A 17,057-nucleotide genomic window follows, 5' to 3' on the forward strand; every position below is an offset into this window, starting at 1 on the left:
CGTGAAACAATGGAAGCTGGATGGTAGCCCTCCGCAACTTCGTCATTCTGGGGCGGAGCAGGGAGCTAAGCGACGCAGCGCAGACACAACCGTGACATCCGAGCCGCCCAAACCGGTGAACAGGTGGATGCCACCCACGCGCGCCGTGTTTCACGTGAATCACCCGCCGTCGCCGGCGGCCCAATGTTTCACGTGAGTCATTTACCGATACAGAACTGCGAGAAGATGACATCGAGCAAATCCTCGACATCCACAGCGCCGACGATCCGGCCGAGCCGATCCGCAGCCAGGCGCAGCTCTTCGGCTCGCAACTCCTGTCCGTGCCCTGACAGGGCTGAGGTCAAGAACCCCCTTGTCTCAATGAGCAGTTCCACGTGCCTCAATCGCGACGGCAGGATATCGCCGGCGTTGCCGATTTCCGCAGCCGCGCGACGGCCGATCTCGTCCAGCAGATCCGCCAACCCGGTCCCGTCCGTGGTCGAAATGGCCGCATCGTAGTCCTTCGAGCGACTCGCCCGATGCTGGCCAACCAAATCGGCCTTCGTTCCGATCCGCAGCATCGGAGCGTCGGATGGCACCGTCCCCGCATCGACTGGATCGACCATATCCTCGAGCAACAGCAACAAATCCGCACCGCGCGCCTTCGCACGGGCCTTCTCGATGCCGATCGCCTCTACCTTGCCGGGCGCCGCGCGCAATCCTGCCGTGTCCGTGATCCTGACCCGCATTCCCTTCAGGTCCAGAACGACCTCGAGCAGATCACGCGTCGTACCGGGTTCGTCCGTCACGATCGCCGCTTCGCGACGCGCCAGCGCGTTGAACAGGCTGGATTTGCCGGCATTCGGTGCGCCAAGGATGACGACCTCGAACCCGTCGCGGATGATTTCGGCGGCGCGAAAACCGTCGATGTGGTGACCGATCTCGCCGATCATCGCGCGGACATCCGACCAAACCGCATCCGAAACAGAGCCGGGCACATCGTCCTCGTCGGCAAAGTCGATCTCGGCCTCGATCATGGCGCGCGCATGGATCAGCCGCCGGCGCCAGCCTGAGTAGAGCGCGCTCTGCGTGCCCTCGGCGTTCTGCACGGCAAAGCGCCGCTGCGCTTCGGTCTCGGCATTGACAAGATCGGCGAGCGCCTCCGTCTCGACCAGATCGAGCTTGCCGTTGAGAAAGGCGCGGCGTGTGAACTCGCCGGGTTCGGCATGCCGGACGCCGTTGAAGCCGGCAATCGTCTCCAGCATTTTCATGGCTACGGCGCGACCGCCATGAACATGGAATTCGGCGACATCTTCACCGGTGAAGCTTCCAGGGCCCGGGAAAAGCAGAACCAAGCCGTTGTCGATCACCGTTCCGTCCGTCGCCCGGAATTTGCGCAAGGTCGCAACGCGGTCCTTAACCATACCGCCGGCAATTGTTTCGACAACGAATCGAGTCTGTGGACCGGAAATGCGGATAACGGCGATGCCGGCGGGCAGGCGTCCGCTGGAAAGCGCGACAATGGACTGAGCTGAAATCATTTGCCCGCTCTGCTGAACCGCCCTAGCTTTCGATGAACCGCCCCGGCTTCCCAGCAACCGAGCTTGCCCGTTGACCTTACCTGCCAAAAACCTGCTGGCCGAAGAGGCCAGCCCCTATCTGCAGCAGCATAGCGGCAATCCGGTGCATTGGCGGGCCTGGTCGCCTGCAGCACTCGCCGAAGCAAAGGCCCTCGAGCGGCCGATCCTGCTGTCGATCGGCTACGCCGCCTGCCACTGGTGCCATGTCATGGCGCATGAAAGCTTCGAGAACGACACTGTGGCCGCCGTCATGAACCGCCTGTTCGTCAATATCAAGGTCGATCGCGAAGAGCGGCCCGACATCGACCAGATCTATATGGCGGCACTGCATGCGATGGGCGAGCAGGGCGGCTGGCCGCTGACCATGTTCCTGACGCCCGACGGCAAGCCGTTCTGGGGCGGCACCTATTTTCCGCGCGATGCCCGTTACGGCCGCCCGGGCTTCATCCAGGTGATGGAGGCAGTCGACAAGGCCTGGCGGGAAAAGCGAGAGAGCCTCGCGCAAAGCGCCGACGGCCTGACCAGTCATGTCGAGACCCGGCTGGCAGGCGCCCACACCAAGGCAGTGCTCGACCGCGACACGCTCGGTGACCTCGCCGGCCGCATCGACGGCATGATCGACAGGGAATTGGGCGGGCTGCGCGGTGCGCCGAAATTCCCCAACGCTCCGTTCATGCATACGCTCTGGCTGTCCTGGCTTCGCGACGGCACCGCGTCGCACCGCGATGCCGTGCTGCTTAGCCTCGAAATGATGCTGGCCGGCGGCATTTACGACCATGTCGGCGGCGGCTTGAGCCGCTATTCGACCGATGCCGAGTGGCTGGTGCCGCATTTCGAAAAGATGCTCTACGACAATGCCCAGCTGATCCGCATGTGCAACTGGGCCTATGCCGCAACCGGAAGCGATTTGTTCCGGCTACGAATCGAAGACACGGTCGAATGGCTTCTGCGCGAAATGCGCGTCGATGGCGGCGCCTTTGCCGCCAGCCTCGATGCCGACAGCGATGGCGAGGAGGGGCTTTTCTACACCTGGAGCAGGGACGACATCAATTCCGTGCTCGGTGACGATTCTGCTTTGTTTTTCAACTACTTCATACTTTCCACCCCGCATGGCTGGGAAGGCAAACCGATCATCCACCAGACACAGGCCCAGCAAAGCCTAGGCATCGCCGATCGCGACCAGCTCGCCCCGCTGAAAGCAAAGCTGTTAGCCGCCAGGGAGCAGCGCATCAGGCCCGGTCGCGACGGCAAGGCGCTGACCGACTGGAACGGCCTGATGATCGCGGCATTGGCCGAGGCAGGCCGCACCCTGACCCGCAGCGACTGGATCGATGCGGCGGCGCAGGCCTTCTCCCATATAGCCGGAGCGAGCCACGAAGGCCGTCTGCCGCATTCCATGCTTGGCGCCAAGAAACTATTCCCTGCGCTGTCCAGCGACTATGCCGCGATGACCAATGCGGCGATTTCGCTGTTCGAGGCCACGGGCGATCCGAACTATGTCGAGCAAGCCAGGCATTTCGTCGCCCAGCTCGACCTTTGGCACCGGGACAGCGAAAGCACCGGCTATTATCTGACCGCTTCGGACAGCGGCGACGTGCCGATCCGCATCCGCGGCGATGTCGACGAGGCGATCCCGTCAGCCTCCAGCCAGATCATCGAAGCCCTGGTGCGGCTGTCGTCGGCCACTGGCGACCTCGACCTTGGCGAAAAAGCCTGGACGACTGCCGAGCATGCCATGGGGAGAACCGCGCAACAGGCCTATGGCCAGGCCGGCATCGTCAACGCCTGCGCCCTGGCGCTCGAACCGCTGAAGCTGGTGGTGGTGGACAGTCCGGAGAACCCGAGCCTCGTTCCGGTCGCGAATCGAAACCCCGATCCGAGGCGGGTCGACATAGTTGTCCAGGTCGGCACGGAAGCGAATCGACCTACATTGCCGGGTGGGGTTCTGCCGCCAACCGACAAGCCTGGCGCCTGGCTTTGCACTGGCCAGGTTTGTTTGCCGGTGGTTACGGATCCGGAGGAGTTGGAGGAGCTGTTGCGGCGGCCATAGGGAACTTCGTCACTATGGCGGAGCTGAGGCTTTGGCATGGATCCTCGGGTCAAGCCCGAGGATGACGAAAGGCGAGGGCAGGGTGCCCGCCCACCAATCACGTATTCATCGAATCGAAGAAATCCGCATTGGTCTTGGTCTGCTTGAGCTTGTCGATGAGGAATTCGATCGCGTCGGTGGTTCCCATCGGTGCCAGGATGCGGCGCAGCACGAAGATCTTCTGCAGGTCGGCGCGCGGGATCAGCAGGTCTTCCTTGCGGGTGCCGGACTTCAGGATGTCCATGGCCGGATAGATGCGCTTGTCGGCCACCTTACGGTCGAGCTGGATTTCGCAGTTGCCGGTGCCCTTGAATTCTTCGAAGATGACCTCGTCCATGCGGCTGCCGGTATCGATCAGCGCGGTCGCGATGATGGTCAGCGAGCCGCCTTCCTCGATGTTGCGGGCCGCGCCAAAGAAGCGCTTCGGCCGCTGCAGCGCATTGGCGTCGACACCGCCGGTCAGCACCTTGCCGGAGGACGGCACCACAGTGTTGTAGGCGCGGCCGAGACGGGTGATGGAATCGAGCAGGATCACGACGTCGCGACCGTGCTCGACCAGGCGCTTGGCCTTTTCGATGACCATTTCGGCGACCTGAACATGGCGCACCGCCGGCTCATCGAAGGTCGAGGAGATTACCTCGCCCTTCACCGAGCGCTGCATGTCGGTCACTTCCTCCGGCCGCTCGTCGATCAGAAGCACGATCAGATAGCATTCCGGATGGTTGGCAGTGATCGAGTGGGCGATGTTCTGCATCAGAACCGTCTTGCCGGTACGCGGCTGCGCGTTGATCAACGCGCGCTGTCCCTTGCCGATCGGCGCCACCAGGTCGATCACGCGGGGCGAGATGTCCTTGCTGGTCGGATTGTCGATCTCCATCTTCAGCCGCTTGGTCGGATAGAGCGGCGTCAGATTGTCGAAGTGGATCTTGTGACGGATCTTTTCGGGATCGTCGAAATTGATGGTGTTGACCTTGAGCAGCGCGAAATAGCGCTCGCCCTCTTTCGGGCTGCGGATCGGCCCTTCGACGGTATCGCCGGTCTTCAGCGAAAAGCGCCGGATCTGCGACGGCGAAATATAGATGTCGTCCGGACCGGGCAGATAGTTGGCATTGGCCGAGCGCAGGAAGCCGAAACCGTCCTGCAGCACCTCGACCACGCCATCGCCGATGATCTCGATGTCCTGTGCGGCCAGCTTCTTCAGGATCGCGAACATCAGCTCCTGCTTGCGCATGACGCTGGCGTTCTCGACCTCGAGCGATTCGGCATAAGCGATCAGCTCTGGCGGTTTCTTGTTCTTGAACTCGGTGAGTTTCATTTCTTGCATTAGATGGACTCTGGGTAGGCTTTGGGAAGGAAAAATCGGCGGGATGCGACAAATGCCGGGCGCGGCCGAAAGCGAAAAATGGGCGGCGCATGACGGGAAGGAAGACCCGTCTTGTATCGTCGGTCGGTTGAAAGAGCAAGCCGCCTTTTGCGGGTCGGCGTGATGTCAGAAAGGCTTCACGACGACCAGGACGACGATGACGATCATCAGCAATGTGGGGATCTCATTGACGATCCGCCAGTGCCTCGCCGGTTTTTCGTTCTTGTCCTCGGCGAATTTTCGCACCGCGCCGGCGAGATAGCCGTGCAGGCCCGACAACAAAAGCACAGCGGCGATCTTGGCGTGCAGCCAGCCGCCCTGAAAACCAAACCCTTTCCAGGCGAGCCAGAGGCCGAACACCCAGGTGACGATCATTGCCGGATTGATGATCGCCCTGAGCAGCCGGCGCTCCATCACCTTGAAGGTCTCGGACTGGACAGAACCCTTCGCGGCATCGACGTGATAGACGAAGAGCCGCGGCAGATAGAGCATGCCGGCCATCCAGGAGATGACGGCGATAACGTGGATCGCCTTGGCCCACGGATAGAAGCTGTCGGGGGCCACGAAATAGAGCAGCGCGGTCAGCACCACCAGAGCGACAATGCCGATCGCCATGCGTTTCATCGCCTCACCGGTGCTGTTGCTCGTGTCGGCCATCAGCGGTTCCTCACCAGTTTCACCATCGCCTCGACATGCGCCACCGGCGTCTCCGGCGTGATGCCATGGCCGAGATTGAAGATCAGCGGGCCATCGCCCAGCGCCTTCAGGATAGAATCGACGCCGTCGGCCAGAGCCTTGCCGCCGGCGACCAGCCGCAACGGGTCGAGATTGCCCTGCACGGCACCACCGGCTTGCAACTGCTTCGCCAGGCCCAGCGGCACGGTCCAGTCGAGACCGAGACCGGTTATCCCTGTCTTCTGCCGATAATCGCGATAGCGCTCTCCCGCACCTTTGGGAAAACCGATGACCGGAACATCGGGATAGACCGCCTTCACCTGCCGAACGATCTGCGCAACCGGCTCGACGCAAAAGGCTTCGAAAGAAACATCGTCGAGAACGCCGGACCAAGAGTCGAATATCTGCACCACATCGGCGCCGGCTTCGATCTGGCGGATGAGATAGGCGGCCGAATGATCGGCAAGCACTTTCAAAAGCCGCGCAAAGGCCTCCGGCTCGCGATAGGCGAAGAGCCGCGCCGGCGCCTGGTCGGGCGTGCCATGGCCGGCGATCATGTAGGTCGCCACCGTCCACGGCGCGCCGCAGAAGCCGATCAGTGTCGTCTCACCCGGCAGTTTCGCCCGCAGACGCCGCACCGTCTCGTAGACCGGTTCGAGATTCACGTGAAACGTTTCGCTCTCCAGAGCCAAAATCTCCGCCGCCGTGATCGGCGTCAGCAGAGGCCCGCGGCCCTCCTCGAAGCGCACGTCACGCCCCAGCGCATTGGGCACCACCAGGATGTCGGAGAACAGGATCGAGGCATCGAAGCCGAAGCGTTCGATCGGCTGCAGCGTGACCTCGACGGCGAGATCCGGATTGTAGCAAAGATCGAGGAAGGATCCGGCCCGCTTTCTGGTCTCGCGATATTCCGGCAGATAGCGCCCGGCCTGACGCATCATCCAGAGCGGTGGCGGAGACACCGCCTCGCCCTTCAATACGTCCAGCATGATCCGCTTGTGCCGCATGCAGCGTTCGCCTCTCCCGGGCCTCTTTCTAAATCAAATATCTTACTTCTAAGAATCTTCTGATTCTAAGAGTCTGTTGGTTGTGGTGGTTGGCACCTGTCCAGCCTGGCCGCCCAAAAGGCCAGTCAGCATATTGTCGCGTGCTTCTCCATCGGGATTGCAGGACTTTGTGGAAGATCTGGAATCCATCACTGGAGTCAATGGCTTGACGCCAGCGCAAGGAAAATGGCTCTGTGGATGGAGCAAGGGTGAAAAAGCCAGTCCCCAGACTTGTCCCCAGCCGCCCGACGAAGCCTACAGCACATCGAATTGTGGACAAACTGCCATCTGATACAGTCCCTCTCCGCTGGCCGTTTTCTCGACCCCGGTTTATCCACATCCGCCCACAGCCTGGAACCAAACCCTGTGAACAAACCCCAGAGCTTCTTTCACCTTCACCTGATTTCGGATGCCACCGGCGAGACGCTGCTGGCCGCCGGCCGCGCGGCTTCGGCGCAATACAAGGATGCGCGCGCCATCGAGCATATCTATCCGCTGATCCGCACCGAAAAGCAGGTGGCCAAGGTGTTCGAGGACATCGAGGAGGAGCCGGGCATCATCCTCTACACCGTCGTCGACCAGAAGCTGGCGCGCGGCATCGACGAACGCTGCGCGGCCATGGGCCTGCCTTGTGTCTCGGTGCTGGAGCCGGTGCTTGCCGTTTTCCAGTCCTATCTCGGCACACCGGCCGGCCGCCGCGTCGGCGCGCAGCACGTGCTCGATGCCGAATATTTCCGCCGCATCGACGCACTCAACTTCACCATGGAGCATGATGACGGCCAGCTGCCGGCCAATATGGACGACGCCGACATCGTGCTGATCGGCATCTCACGCACCTCGAAGACGCCGACCAGCATCTATCTCGCCAACCGGGGCATCAAGACCGCCAACATCCCTATCGTGCTCGGCGTGCCGGTACCGGAGAGCCTGGTCAATGCCAAGACGCCCTTGATCGTTGGCCTGATCGCCACCGCCGAGCGCATCTCGCATGTCCGCCAGAACCGCATCCTCGGCAACAGCAGTTCTTATGAGGCGACCGACTATGTCGACCGCGCCGCCATCACCGAGGAGCTCGCCTATGCCCGCCAGATCTGCACCCGCCACGGCTGGCCGATGATCGACGTCAGCCGCCGCTCGATCGAGGAGACGGCTGCGGCGATCGTTGCCCTGCGGGGCAAGAACAGATAACCCCTTGCCCCATTAAACCGGGACACGGCTGGCGCGAAAATCATGACCGAAAAAATCATCCTCGCTTCGGGCAGCCCATTCCGCAAGGCGATGCTCGCCCATGCCGGTCTCGATATCGAGGCGGTTCCGGCCGATGTCGACGAGCGGGCGCTCGAGGCTCCGCTGGAAGGCGTCTCGCCGGAAGATGTCGCTTCGATCCTCGCCGAAGCCAAGGCGACCGAAGTCAGCGAACGCAGGCCCGGCGCGCTGGTGCTCGGCTGCGATCAGACGCTGTCGCTCGGCGACGAGGTGTTCCACAAGCCGGCTGACATGGAAAGTGCGCGCCGCCATCTGCTGGCGCTGTCGGGCAAGACGCATCAGCTCAACAGCGCTGCTGTGCTCTGCCGCAACGGTGAGGTGCTGTGGCGCCATGTCGGCGTCGCCAGCCTGACCATGCGCCAGCTCGATCCGGCCTTCATCGGCCGCCATCTAGCGCGAGTCGGCGCCAAGGCGCTTTCCAGCGTCGGCGCCTACCAGATCGAGGGCGAAGGCATCCAGCTCTTCGAAAAGATCGAGGGCGACTATTTTACCATTGTCGGGCTGCCGCTGCTGCCCGTCCTGGCGAAATTGCGCGAGCTCGGAGCCATCGATGGCTGAGAAAAAGGCTTTCGTCACCGGACATCCGATCGCCCATTCGCGGTCGCCGAAGATCCATGGCCACTGGCTGAAAAAATACGGCATCGACGGCAGCTACCAGGCGATCGACGTCGAACCGGAGGATTTCGCCGCCTTTCTGAGCACGCTGCGCGACAATGGCTACAGCGGCGGCAACGTCACCATCCCGCACAAGGAGACCGCCTTCGCGCTGGTCGGCCGCCGCGACGAGGCGGCCGAGGCGATCGGTGCCGTCAACACGCTGTGGTTCGAGGATGGCGCCTTGTGGGGCGGCAACACCGACGCTCATGGCTTCGCCGCCAATCTCGATGAACACGCGCCGGGTTGGGCAAGAAATGGTCCGGCCGTGGTGCTCGGTGCCGGCGGCGCTTCCCGCGCCGTCATCCACGCGCTGGTCGAGCGCGGCGTGAGCGACATCCGCATCGTCAACCGGACGGTTGCGAGAGCGCAGGAGTTGGCTCGCCGCTTCGGCGCCGGCGTCTCCGCCCACGGCGTGGAAGCGACCGGCGAATTGCTCATGGATGCCGGCCTGCTCATCAACACCACCGCGCTCGGCATGCATGGCAACGAGGCCATCGCCGCCGACCCGGTCGGCCTGCCCGACCACGCCATAGTCACCGATATTGTCTATGTGCCGCTGGAGACGCCGCTGCTTGCCGCGGCGCGCGCGAGACATCTGAGGACGGTCGACGGGCTCGGCATGCTCTTGCATCAGGCGGTGCCCGGTTTCGAGCGCTGGTTCGGCATCAGGCCGGACGTAACGGCAGAGCTCCGGCAAATGATCGTCACTGACATTGGCGCCAAACAATGATCGTGCTCGGCCTTACCGGATCGATTGGCATGGGCAAGTCGACGACCGCAAAAATGTTCGCCGACGCCGGCGTGCCGGTGCATGATTCCGACGAGACGGTGCATCGTCTCTATGCCGGCAAGGCCGCCCCACTGGTCGAGGCGGCCTTTCCCGGCATCACGGTCACCGGGGTGGTCGACCGCACCAGGCTCGCCGGACGCGTGCTTGGCGACGCCGCAGCGCTGAAGACGCTGGAAGCGATCGTCCATCCGCTCGTGCGCGCCGACGCCGACGCCTTCCTGGCCAGGCATCGCGCCGCCGGCGCACCGATTGCGGTGCTCGACATTCCGCTCTTGTTCGAAACCGGCGGGCGAAACCGCGTCGACAAGGTCGTGGTCGTCACCGCGCCGCCAGAAATCCAGCGCGCCCGCGTGCTGGCGCGGCCCGGCATGAACGAAGAAAAGCTGGCGGCGATCCTGGCCAAGCAGGTTCCCGATGCCGAAAAACGCCGGCAGGCCGATTTCGTCATCGACACCGGTGAGGGTTTTGATGCCGCGCGTGCGTCGGTCAAGGCGATCATTGCCGAACTCTCGGGGGATAAGTCCGGCCGGGCAGGCTCCTGACGGCAGGCTGTCGGCATTCTCGATTGCCATTTTGTTCCGTTGGATGATTCTGCTCCCTTAGAGCGGACTGATTCGATGCGCGAGATCATCTTCGATACGGAAACCACCGGCCTCGACACGCGCGAGGACCGCGTCATCGAGCTTGGCGGCGTCGAGCTGGTCAACCGCTTCCCGACCGGCCGCACCTTCCACAAATTCATCAACCCGCAAGGCCGGGCGATCCACCACGAAGCGCAGGCCGTCCACGGCATCAGCGCCGCCGACCTGGTCGGCAAGCCGACTTTTTCCGAAATCGCCGACGAGTGGCTGGCCTTCACCGACGGCGCCAAGCTCGTCGCCCACAACGCCAATTTCGATATCGGCTTCCTCAATCTCGAATTCGGCCGGCTCGACCACCCCGCCATCGATCCCGGCCGCGTCGTCGACACGCTGGCGCTGGCGCGCCGCAAGCATCCGATGGGACCCAATTCGCTCGATGCGCTGTGCCGGCGCTATGGCATCGACAACGGCCACCGCACCAAGCACGGCGCCCTGCTCGATTCGGAACTGCTGGCCGAAGTCTATATCGAGCTCATCGGCGGCAAGCAGGCGGCGCTCATCCTCGACACGGTGGCGGTGCAGGTCAACGGCTCCGGCGATGTAGCCGACATCGACATCACCATCGCCGCCAGACCAATCGCCCTGCCGCCGCGCCTGACCGAGGCCGATCGGACGGCGCACGCCGGCCTGGTCGCCACGCTCGGCGAAAAGGCGCTGTGGTTGCGAGTGGGCGGCTGAATCGAGGCCCGGCTCGATTCGCAAACCGTTGCGATTGGCCGAAGCCTTCGCGACTTCGTCATCCTAGGGCGGAGCAAGGAGCGAAGCGACGCGGCGCAGACCCTAGGATCCATGCCGTGACAGCTGTGACATACGAAAACGGCCCGGAACTGAGCACTACCATCCCGTCCCACGAAAAAGCTCAAACCACTCGGGATTGGTCTTCTCGATCAGCTCGATCTTCCATTGGCGGGGCCAGCGCTTCAGCGACTTCTCGCGCTGGATCGCGTCAGTGATGTCGAAAAACTCCTCGTATCAGACCAGTCGTTGTACGCCGTAGCGGCTGGTAAAACCTGCGCCCGTGCCGGATTTGTGCTCCGGCATGCGGCGGCCAAGGTCGTTGGTGACGCCGATATAGATCGTGCCGCGTTTCTGACTCGCCGTCATGTAGACATAGCCGGTCATGGTTTCAGGGTAGCCAGCATTAGTGCGCGTACAAGCGCCTTTCTCATCCGTTGCATTCTAGGGCAAATGTCACGGCATGGATCCTAGGGTCTGCGCCGCGTCGCTTCGCTCCTTGCTCCGCCCTAGGATGACGAAGACGCGAGAGCCTTCGTCCAACCTCGAAGAGGCGCTGTCCCGCCGGCATTTCCAAACAAAAAACCCGGCACGAGGCCGGGTCTTCTATAAATCGCAGAGCAGACTAGCTCAGCTAACCTTCACCTTGGACGCCGCCTGGTCCTCGGCCAGCTTCTGCTGGAACATCTGCGCGAAGTCGATCGGGTCGAGCATCAGCGGCGGGAAGCCGCCATTGCGGGTCGCCTCGGCTATGATCTGCCGGGCGAACGGGAACAGCAGCCGCGGGCACTCGATGAACAGGATCGGCAGCATATGCTCCTGCGGGAAGCCGCTGATGGCGAACACGCCGCCATAGACCAGCTCGACGTTGAACAGCACCTCCTGGTCGAAGGACGCCTTGGCGTTCAATGTCAGGTTGACGTCGAACTGCTTGTCCGACAACGGATTGGCGTTGACGTTGACATTGATGGCGATGCCGGGCGCCTTGTCGCGGCCGCGCAGCGAATTCGGCGCGCCGGGGCTTTCGAAGGACAGGTCCTTCACATACTGGGCCAGCACGTTGAGCGCCGGCTGCGCTGCATTGCTGTTGCCGTTGGCGGCGCCGACCGGCGCGTCTTCATTGCTGGCCATGAGCCTTGTCCTTTTGCCTGGGCAGCAGTGCTACCGGATTGAAACCGGGGGTTCGCTACCATGGTCGGCATGACAAGACAAGGTTTGCCGCCTTCGCCTCGTCCCCGGATCTGGATCGTGCCGGCTCTAATCGTCCTTGAGGCGGCGCCAGGGCGAATTGTGGTCCGGGCCGCGGCTGTAATCGTCGGCGCGCGAGTAATCGCCGTCGTCGAGATCGATGACCTTGTCACGTGGCTTCGTCCGGAAACCGCTGCCGCTGAAGCTGGTCGCCAGCACGATGCGGCCTTTCAGCATCCGCCAGGCCAGGTCGCGCACCGGCGGCAGCAGCAACAGAATGGCGAAGATGTCGGTGATGAAACCGGGAATGATCAGAAGGATCGCCGCCAGCACGATCATGGCGCCATGCGCGAGCTGGCGGCTCGGATCGCGCCCGGCATCCATTTCGGCACGCACGCGTCTCATGACGCCGAAACCCTGGTGGCGCAGCAGCAGGCTGCCGGCAATGGTCGAGGCCAGCACCAGGCCGACCGTCGCCAGCGCGCCGATCTGGCTGCCGACAATGACGAAACCGGCGATTTCCAGCAGGGGAAGCGCGAGCACGAACAGGGGAAGCAACGAAATACGCAAATCTTGGCCGATCATGTCCATGTTTTGCCGGCCAGCACGCAATCGCCGCTGGCACCGGAGCTGTTAGATAGGTATGCCTGCCTTTGATTTGAATGATTGCGCCTTGCGTTCTATATGCTTTGAATGTTGAACGCTATGCGACTGTGGCCTTCTGTTGGCCGGCGGTCCGGCCTGGACAGGGATCGAATTGGCGGAAGATATGGGATTCTTCGACTTCGGCACGATTTTCTTTCTGATTGCGGCGGTTGTGATCTTTTTCCAGCTGCGCAACGTGCTCGGCCGCCGCACGGGTAGCGAACGCCCGCCCTTCGACCCCTATTCCGCCAGCCGCACCCGCGAGGACGCGGCGCAGAAATCCGAGAATGTGGTTTCGCTGCCGCGCAAGCGCATGCCCGGAGAGCCGGCCGCCGACACCTATGCCGCGATCGACGCCTTCGCCAAGCCCGACAGCGACCTCAACAAGGGCCTGCGGACGATCAAGGACAACGATCCGTCCTTCGATCCGAAGACCTTCGTCGACGGCGCCAAGATGGCCTATGAGATGATCGTCATGGCCTATGCCGACGGCGATCGCAAAACGCTGAAGAACCTGTTGTCGCGCGAGGTCTATGACGGCTTCGTCGCCGCGATCGGCGACCGCGAGGCGAAGTCGGAAAAGATCCAGTCCTCCTTCGTCGGCATCGATAAGGCCGATATCGTCGCCGCCGAGATGAAGGGCGGCGAGGCGCATATCACGCTGCGCATCGTCAGCGAGCTGATTTCGGCGACACGCGACAAGGCCGGCACCGTCATCGACGGCGATCCTGAAACCGTCGCCGAGGTCAAGGACGTCTGGACCTTTGCCCGCGACACGCGCTCGCGCGATCCGAACTGGAAGCTCGTCGCCACCGAAGAAGAAGACTGAACCGGACGCATGTCGCCCAAGTGCGAAGCGGTTTTGGGACAGCGACATGCATGAAAACAAAGACTGGAAGCGCGTCGCATGACTCTCTTCAAGCGCGACGCGCTTTAACCAGCGGCGGGCCTGTCGTGTCGCTATCTCCGGCTTTCAGCGAAACATCCTTTGAGCGGCTGCCCGGCTGGGCCGACGACGACCACCCGGCTGCCTTTGCCGCCTTTCGACGTTCGGCTTTCCATGTGCTGACAAAGCCCTATCGCACCGGCGCGCTCGGTGTCGATTTCGGCGCGTTCGCCGCGGCCTATGCGGAAGCGCGCGCTGTTTCGCAGCCGAATCGATCCGAATCCCGAAGCTTCTTTGAACGTCACTTCGCCCCGGCGTGCATCGGCGCTGAACATGGCGGCGCCGGCCTCGTCACCGGTTTCTACGAGCCGGAGGTCGAGGCCTCGCCGGTACGGACCGAGCGGTTTTCGGTGCCGCTTCTGTCGCGCCCCGCCGATCTCGTCGATATCGATGACGCCAACCGGCCGGCGGGCGTGGACCCCTATCTTGCTTTTGCCCGCGATACGCCGCACGGGCCGGTCGAGTATTTCGATCGCGGCGCCATCGAGCGCGGCGCGCTTGATGGCAAGGGACTGGAGATCGCGTGGGTCGCCGACAAGGTCGATGCCTTCTTCGTCCATGTCCAGGGCGCGGCGCGGCTGAAGATGACCGATGCAAGGCTTTGCCGCGTCACCTATGCCGCCAAGTCCGGCCAGCGCTTCACCGGGCCCGGCAAGATCCTGAGCGAAAGCGGCGAAATCCCGCTGGAAAAGGTGACGATGCAGTCGATCCGCGCCTGGTTCAAGGCGCATCCGGATCGCGTCGACGAGATCCTCTGGCAGAACCGCTCCTATATCTTCTTCCGCGAGGCGGCGGTCGACGATGCCGGGCTCGGCCCGATCGCCGCCGCCAAGGTGCCGCTGACGGCGGGCCGCTCGATCGCCGTCGACCGGCTGCTCCACACATTCGGCACGCCCTTCTATATCGACGCGCCGTCGCTGACCGCTTTCGACGCAAAACCGTTCCGGCGGCTGATGATCGCGCAGGACACCGGCTCGGCCATCACCGGTCCGGCCCGGGGCGATCTGTTCGCCGGCTCTGGCGACGCCGCCGGCGAGATCGCCGGCGTCGTGCGCAATGCCGCCGAGTTTTTTGCGCTGCTCCCGCGTGGGCTTGTTTCGGGTGGGGTGCCATGACCCGCCGCATCGACAGGCTGAGCGAGGACGACCGCGTCCTGTGGAACCTGGTGGCGCGCACGGCCAAGCCGCTGAAGGGTAAGGCCGCCATTGTCATTCCGGACATCGTTGTCGACCCAAAGCCAACGCCGGTGCCTGCTGTCGGCAGTCCGGTCGTCGCCGCGAAGCCGAAGACGCAGCATGTTTCGCATGCGCTCGACGAACCGACGCTGGACAAGCTGAAGAAGGGCCGGCTGCCGATCGAAGGCCGCGTCGATCTGCATGGCATGACCCAGGACGAAGCCTATTCGCTGTTGTTTGCGTTCCTGCACCGGGCGCATGCCGGCGGCATCCGTTATGTGCTGGTCATCACCGGCAAGGGCTCCTCGTCGGGCGGCGACGGCGTGCTGCGACGCTCGGTGCCGGCCTGGCTGTCGACGCCCGCCTTCCGGCCGCTGGTTTCCAGCCACGATCACGCCGCCCGCAACCATGGCGGTTCGGGCGCGCTCTATGTGCGCTTGCGGCGGGTGCGCGCGTGAGGGCGCGGCCATGAAGATGGTGCCATGACGCCGTTTGGTGAAAAGCTGCGCGCGCTGCGCAATGAGCGCGGCCTCAGCCAGAAGGCGATGGCCGAGGCCATCGGGGTCAGCGCCGCCTATCTGTCGGCGCTGGAGCATGGCCGCCGCGGCGCGCCGACCTGGACGCTGATCCAGAAGATCATCGGTTATTTCAACGTCATCTGGGACGATGCCGAGGAGCTTGCCCGCCTTGCCGAGGCCTCGCATCCGCGCGTCAGGATCGACACGTCGGGTCTTTCGCCGGCCGCCACCGAGCTGGCCAATCTTCTGGCCGAAAACATCGAGAAGCTGGACGAAGCCGAGCTTCGCCGCATCACCGCCTCGATCCGCGCAGCACTTGGTCGGCGGGTGTAGTAGGCAATTTACGCCAAGCGGACGCGCGTTCACCCGCGCCGGGGCCGACTTTCGCTTCACCTGAACAGATGCCCGCCGGCGGACAGCCAGCGGGCAGCTGTGGTGAGATCATTTTTTGCCGGCCTGGCCGCCATTGTTCCCTCGGCCATTATCGCCACGGTCATGGTCGTGGCCATTTTTTCCGCCGCCCAGGCAGTTCGAGTCGCCGGCACCGCAACAGCGGCCGCTCCACAGATCGTTGGTCGACGTGTTGGCGCAGCTGGTGACGGTCTGATCGGCCAGAGCAGGCCCGGCCAGCGCCGACATCGCGACGGCGGCGAGAAAGGCATTACGCAGAAAGGCAGTCATTTGAAATCTCCACGGTTGGTTTACGGCTGTGTGTCGCCGGCCAAGAGGAAATGGTTCACGCAGACTGCGGAATTTATCGGAGGTGGTGCGGGAGGTCCCCACTTTCGTCATCCACGGGCGGAGCGGAAGCGAAGCGGACGCGCAGACCCGAGGATCCATGCCGCGAACTACGAGCGCCGCGGCGGTGCAAAAAGATTTAGCGGTGCCAGCATGAAGATCACGGGGCGCGCCTGTTCCTGCGCCGCTGCGGTCTTGGTTGATGTCACGGCATGGATCCCAGGGTCTCCGCGACGGAGCTTCGCCCAGGGATGACGAAGCCAGGTTAGTCGTCCGCGGGAAAACCTACTGAACCGCGCCGACCAGCACTTGCTGGCCATCGCGGATCGAGACCCAGCGGCCGGTGTTGTCGATCGCCTGGCGCTTGAGGAAGCGGTAGCCGGTCTCATCCCAGGAGCGGACCTTGTCGGTCAGATTGTCGAGGACGTAGTCGCCCTTGTCGGTGCGCACCGTCAGCACCGCATGGCCCTCGCCGTCCGGCTTGCGCACGACGGTCATCAAGAGATCGGCGAGCGATATGCCCATGCGATAGAGGTCGCGGCGCTTCTCCAGGACATAATCCTCGCAGTCGCCGAGGCCGCTGTCCGGATAGGCCCAGACTTCATCCTTGCCGTAGATGTCGTAGTCGCTCAGAGGCTTGACGGCGGCATTCACCTTGGCGGTGACGCTGGTCAGCTTGCGCCAGAGCGCATCGGTCATCCTGGCTGGCGCGAGGCTGCGCGGCCGGATCGAGCATTCGCCGGGATTGGACTTGCAGAAATCGTAGTGTCCGATCGGTTGAGACGTCATCCCGCCGGTTGCCATCGCCCCCGCGGCCGACGCCGGTCCCGCCCAGCATCCCGAAATCGCCAGCCCTGCGACCGCGCACAAGCGCAGCGTCCGTGCCATCGGTGAGGAAATCATTGTCCCCGTTCGCCCTTGTTGTTAACGAAACGTTAAGAGCGATTTACAGTCCGTGTCAATTATGACTGTGGTCCGATTGATGGCATGGTTACTTTCACCATCCTGACCGCGGCCATTGTGCAA

18 protein-coding genes and 1 pseudogene are annotated in these 17,057 nt (G+C 63.2%); 10 read left to right on the plus strand and 9 right to left on the minus strand.

Annotation, left to right across the window (positions count from 1 at the left end; translation table 11 throughout):
* Window positions 1–197: 197 nt before the first annotated feature.
* Window positions 198–1,520, minus strand: a complete 1,323-nt coding sequence (gene mnmE / locus A6B35_RS03855; protein ID WP_006205311.1) for a tRNA uridine-5-carboxymethylaminomethyl(34) synthesis GTPase MnmE — start codon at window positions 1,518–1,520, stop codon at window positions 198–200.
* Between the two features lie 70 nt (window positions 1,521–1,590).
* On the opposite strand from mnmE, the gene A6B35_RS03860 reads away from it, so the two are divergent.
* Window positions 1,591–3,609 carry a thioredoxin domain-containing protein gene (locus tag A6B35_RS03860; RefSeq protein ID WP_006205312.1) on the plus strand — a complete coding sequence of 673 codons (2,019 nt, stop codon included), beginning with the start codon at window positions 1,591–1,593 and terminating at the stop codon, window positions 3,607–3,609.
* Window positions 3,610–3,706: 97 nt separating this feature from the next.
* On the opposite strand, the gene rho is transcribed toward A6B35_RS03860, so the two are convergent.
* The 3 genes from rho to hemE all read right to left on the minus strand — a co-directional run bounded on the left by rho (window position 3,707) and on the right by hemE (window position 6,693).
* Complete coding sequence (rho, locus tag A6B35_RS03865) at window positions 3,707–4,972, minus strand: transcription termination factor Rho (protein ID WP_081482260.1); 1,266 nt, start codon at window positions 4,970–4,972, stop codon at window positions 3,707–3,709.
* A 165-nt stretch (window positions 4,973–5,137) separates the two neighbouring features.
* On the minus strand, window positions 5,138–5,668 hold the full coding sequence (gene hemJ / locus A6B35_RS03870; protein ID WP_006205314.1) for a protoporphyrinogen oxidase HemJ: 531 nt from the start codon (window positions 5,666–5,668) through the stop codon (window positions 5,138–5,140).
* On the minus strand, window positions 5,668–6,693 hold the full coding sequence (hemE, locus tag A6B35_RS03875; protein WP_006205315.1) for a uroporphyrinogen decarboxylase: 1,026 nt from the start codon (window positions 6,691–6,693) through the stop codon (window positions 5,668–5,670). The genes hemJ and hemE overlap by 1 nt, the downstream gene beginning before the upstream one ends.
* A gap of 405 nt (window positions 6,694–7,098) precedes the next feature.
* Between hemE and A6B35_RS03880 the strand changes: the two genes are divergently transcribed.
* The 5 genes from A6B35_RS03880 (at window position 7,099) to dnaQ (ending at window position 10,764) form a co-directional block, all read left to right on the plus strand.
* Entirely contained in the window at window positions 7,099–7,920 is an 822-nt protein-coding gene (locus A6B35_RS03880) for a pyruvate, water dikinase regulatory protein (protein ID WP_006205316.1), read from the plus strand.
* Between the two features lie 42 nt (window positions 7,921–7,962).
* A complete protein-coding gene (locus A6B35_RS03885; RefSeq protein WP_006205317.1) occupies window positions 7,963–8,556 on the plus strand; it encodes a Maf-like protein in 594 nt (197 codons plus the stop codon).
* Window positions 8,549–9,385 (plus strand): shikimate dehydrogenase, encoded by an 837-nt coding sequence (locus A6B35_RS03890; RefSeq protein ID WP_006205318.1) that lies wholly within the window; start codon window positions 8,549–8,551, stop codon window positions 9,383–9,385. Before A6B35_RS03885 ends, A6B35_RS03890 begins: the two co-directional genes overlap by 8 nt.
* Window positions 9,382–9,987: a dephospho-CoA kinase gene (gene coaE / locus A6B35_RS03895; RefSeq protein ID WP_006205319.1), complete on the plus strand. Its 606-nt coding sequence runs from the start codon at window positions 9,382–9,384 to the stop codon at window positions 9,985–9,987. Before A6B35_RS03890 ends, coaE begins: the two co-directional genes overlap by 4 nt.
* 75 nt (window positions 9,988–10,062) lie before the next feature.
* Window positions 10,063–10,764 (plus strand): DNA polymerase III subunit epsilon, encoded by a 702-nt coding sequence (gene dnaQ / locus A6B35_RS03900; RefSeq protein WP_006205320.1) that lies wholly within the window; start codon window positions 10,063–10,065, stop codon window positions 10,762–10,764.
* 156 nt (window positions 10,765–10,920) lie between these two features.
* Here dnaQ and A6B35_RS03905 read toward each other — a convergent pair.
* The 3 genes and pseudogenes from A6B35_RS03905 to A6B35_RS03915 all read right to left on the minus strand — a co-directional run bounded on the left by A6B35_RS03905 (window position 10,921) and on the right by A6B35_RS03915 (window position 12,579).
* Window positions 10,921–11,208: pseudogene (locus A6B35_RS03905) on the minus strand (GIY-YIG nuclease family protein).
* Between the two features lie 243 nt (window positions 11,209–11,451).
* Window positions 11,452–11,952, minus strand: coding sequence for a protein-export chaperone SecB (gene secB / locus A6B35_RS03910; RefSeq protein WP_006205322.1), 501 nt, complete (start codon window positions 11,950–11,952; stop codon window positions 11,452–11,454).
* Between the two features lie 126 nt (window positions 11,953–12,078).
* A complete protein-coding gene (locus tag A6B35_RS03915) occupies window positions 12,079–12,579 on the minus strand; it encodes an FxsA family protein (protein WP_081482262.1) in 501 nt (166 codons plus the stop codon).
* Between the two features lie 199 nt (window positions 12,580–12,778).
* On the opposite strand from A6B35_RS03915, the gene A6B35_RS03920 reads away from it, so the two are divergent.
* The 4 genes from A6B35_RS03920 to A6B35_RS03935 all read left to right on the plus strand — a co-directional run bounded on the left by A6B35_RS03920 (window position 12,779) and on the right by A6B35_RS03935 (window position 15,626).
* A complete protein-coding gene (locus A6B35_RS03920; protein ID WP_006205324.1) occupies window positions 12,779–13,483 on the plus strand; it encodes a Tim44/TimA family putative adaptor protein in 705 nt (234 codons plus the stop codon).
* Window positions 13,484–13,608: 125 nt separating this feature from the next.
* Window positions 13,609–14,715: a murein transglycosylase A gene (mltA, locus tag A6B35_RS03925; protein ID WP_006205325.1), complete on the plus strand. Its 1,107-nt coding sequence runs from the start codon at window positions 13,609–13,611 to the stop codon at window positions 14,713–14,715.
* Window positions 14,712–15,233 carry a Smr/MutS family protein gene (locus tag A6B35_RS03930; RefSeq protein WP_006205326.1) on the plus strand — a complete coding sequence of 174 codons (522 nt, stop codon included), beginning with the start codon at window positions 14,712–14,714 and terminating at the stop codon, window positions 15,231–15,233. Before mltA ends, A6B35_RS03930 begins: the two co-directional genes overlap by 4 nt.
* Window positions 15,234–15,257: 24 nt before the next feature.
* A complete protein-coding gene (locus A6B35_RS03935) occupies window positions 15,258–15,626 on the plus strand; it encodes a helix-turn-helix domain-containing protein (protein ID WP_006205327.1) in 369 nt (122 codons plus the stop codon).
* A gap of 108 nt (window positions 15,627–15,734) precedes the next feature.
* On the opposite strand, the gene A6B35_RS03940 is transcribed toward A6B35_RS03935, so the two are convergent.
* Window positions 15,735–15,974, minus strand: coding sequence for a hypothetical protein (locus A6B35_RS03940; RefSeq protein WP_006205328.1), 240 nt, complete (start codon window positions 15,972–15,974; stop codon window positions 15,735–15,737).
* 342 nt (window positions 15,975–16,316) lie between these two features.
* A complete protein-coding gene (locus A6B35_RS03945) occupies window positions 16,317–16,934 on the minus strand; it encodes a transglutaminase-like cysteine peptidase (RefSeq protein WP_006205329.1) in 618 nt (205 codons plus the stop codon).
* Window positions 16,935–17,057 lie beyond the last annotated feature (123 nt).

This window comes from Mesorhizobium amorphae CCNWGS0123 (assembly GCF_001686985.1).
Taxonomy (GTDB): domain Bacteria; phylum Pseudomonadota; class Alphaproteobacteria; order Rhizobiales; family Rhizobiaceae; genus Mesorhizobium; species Mesorhizobium amorphae.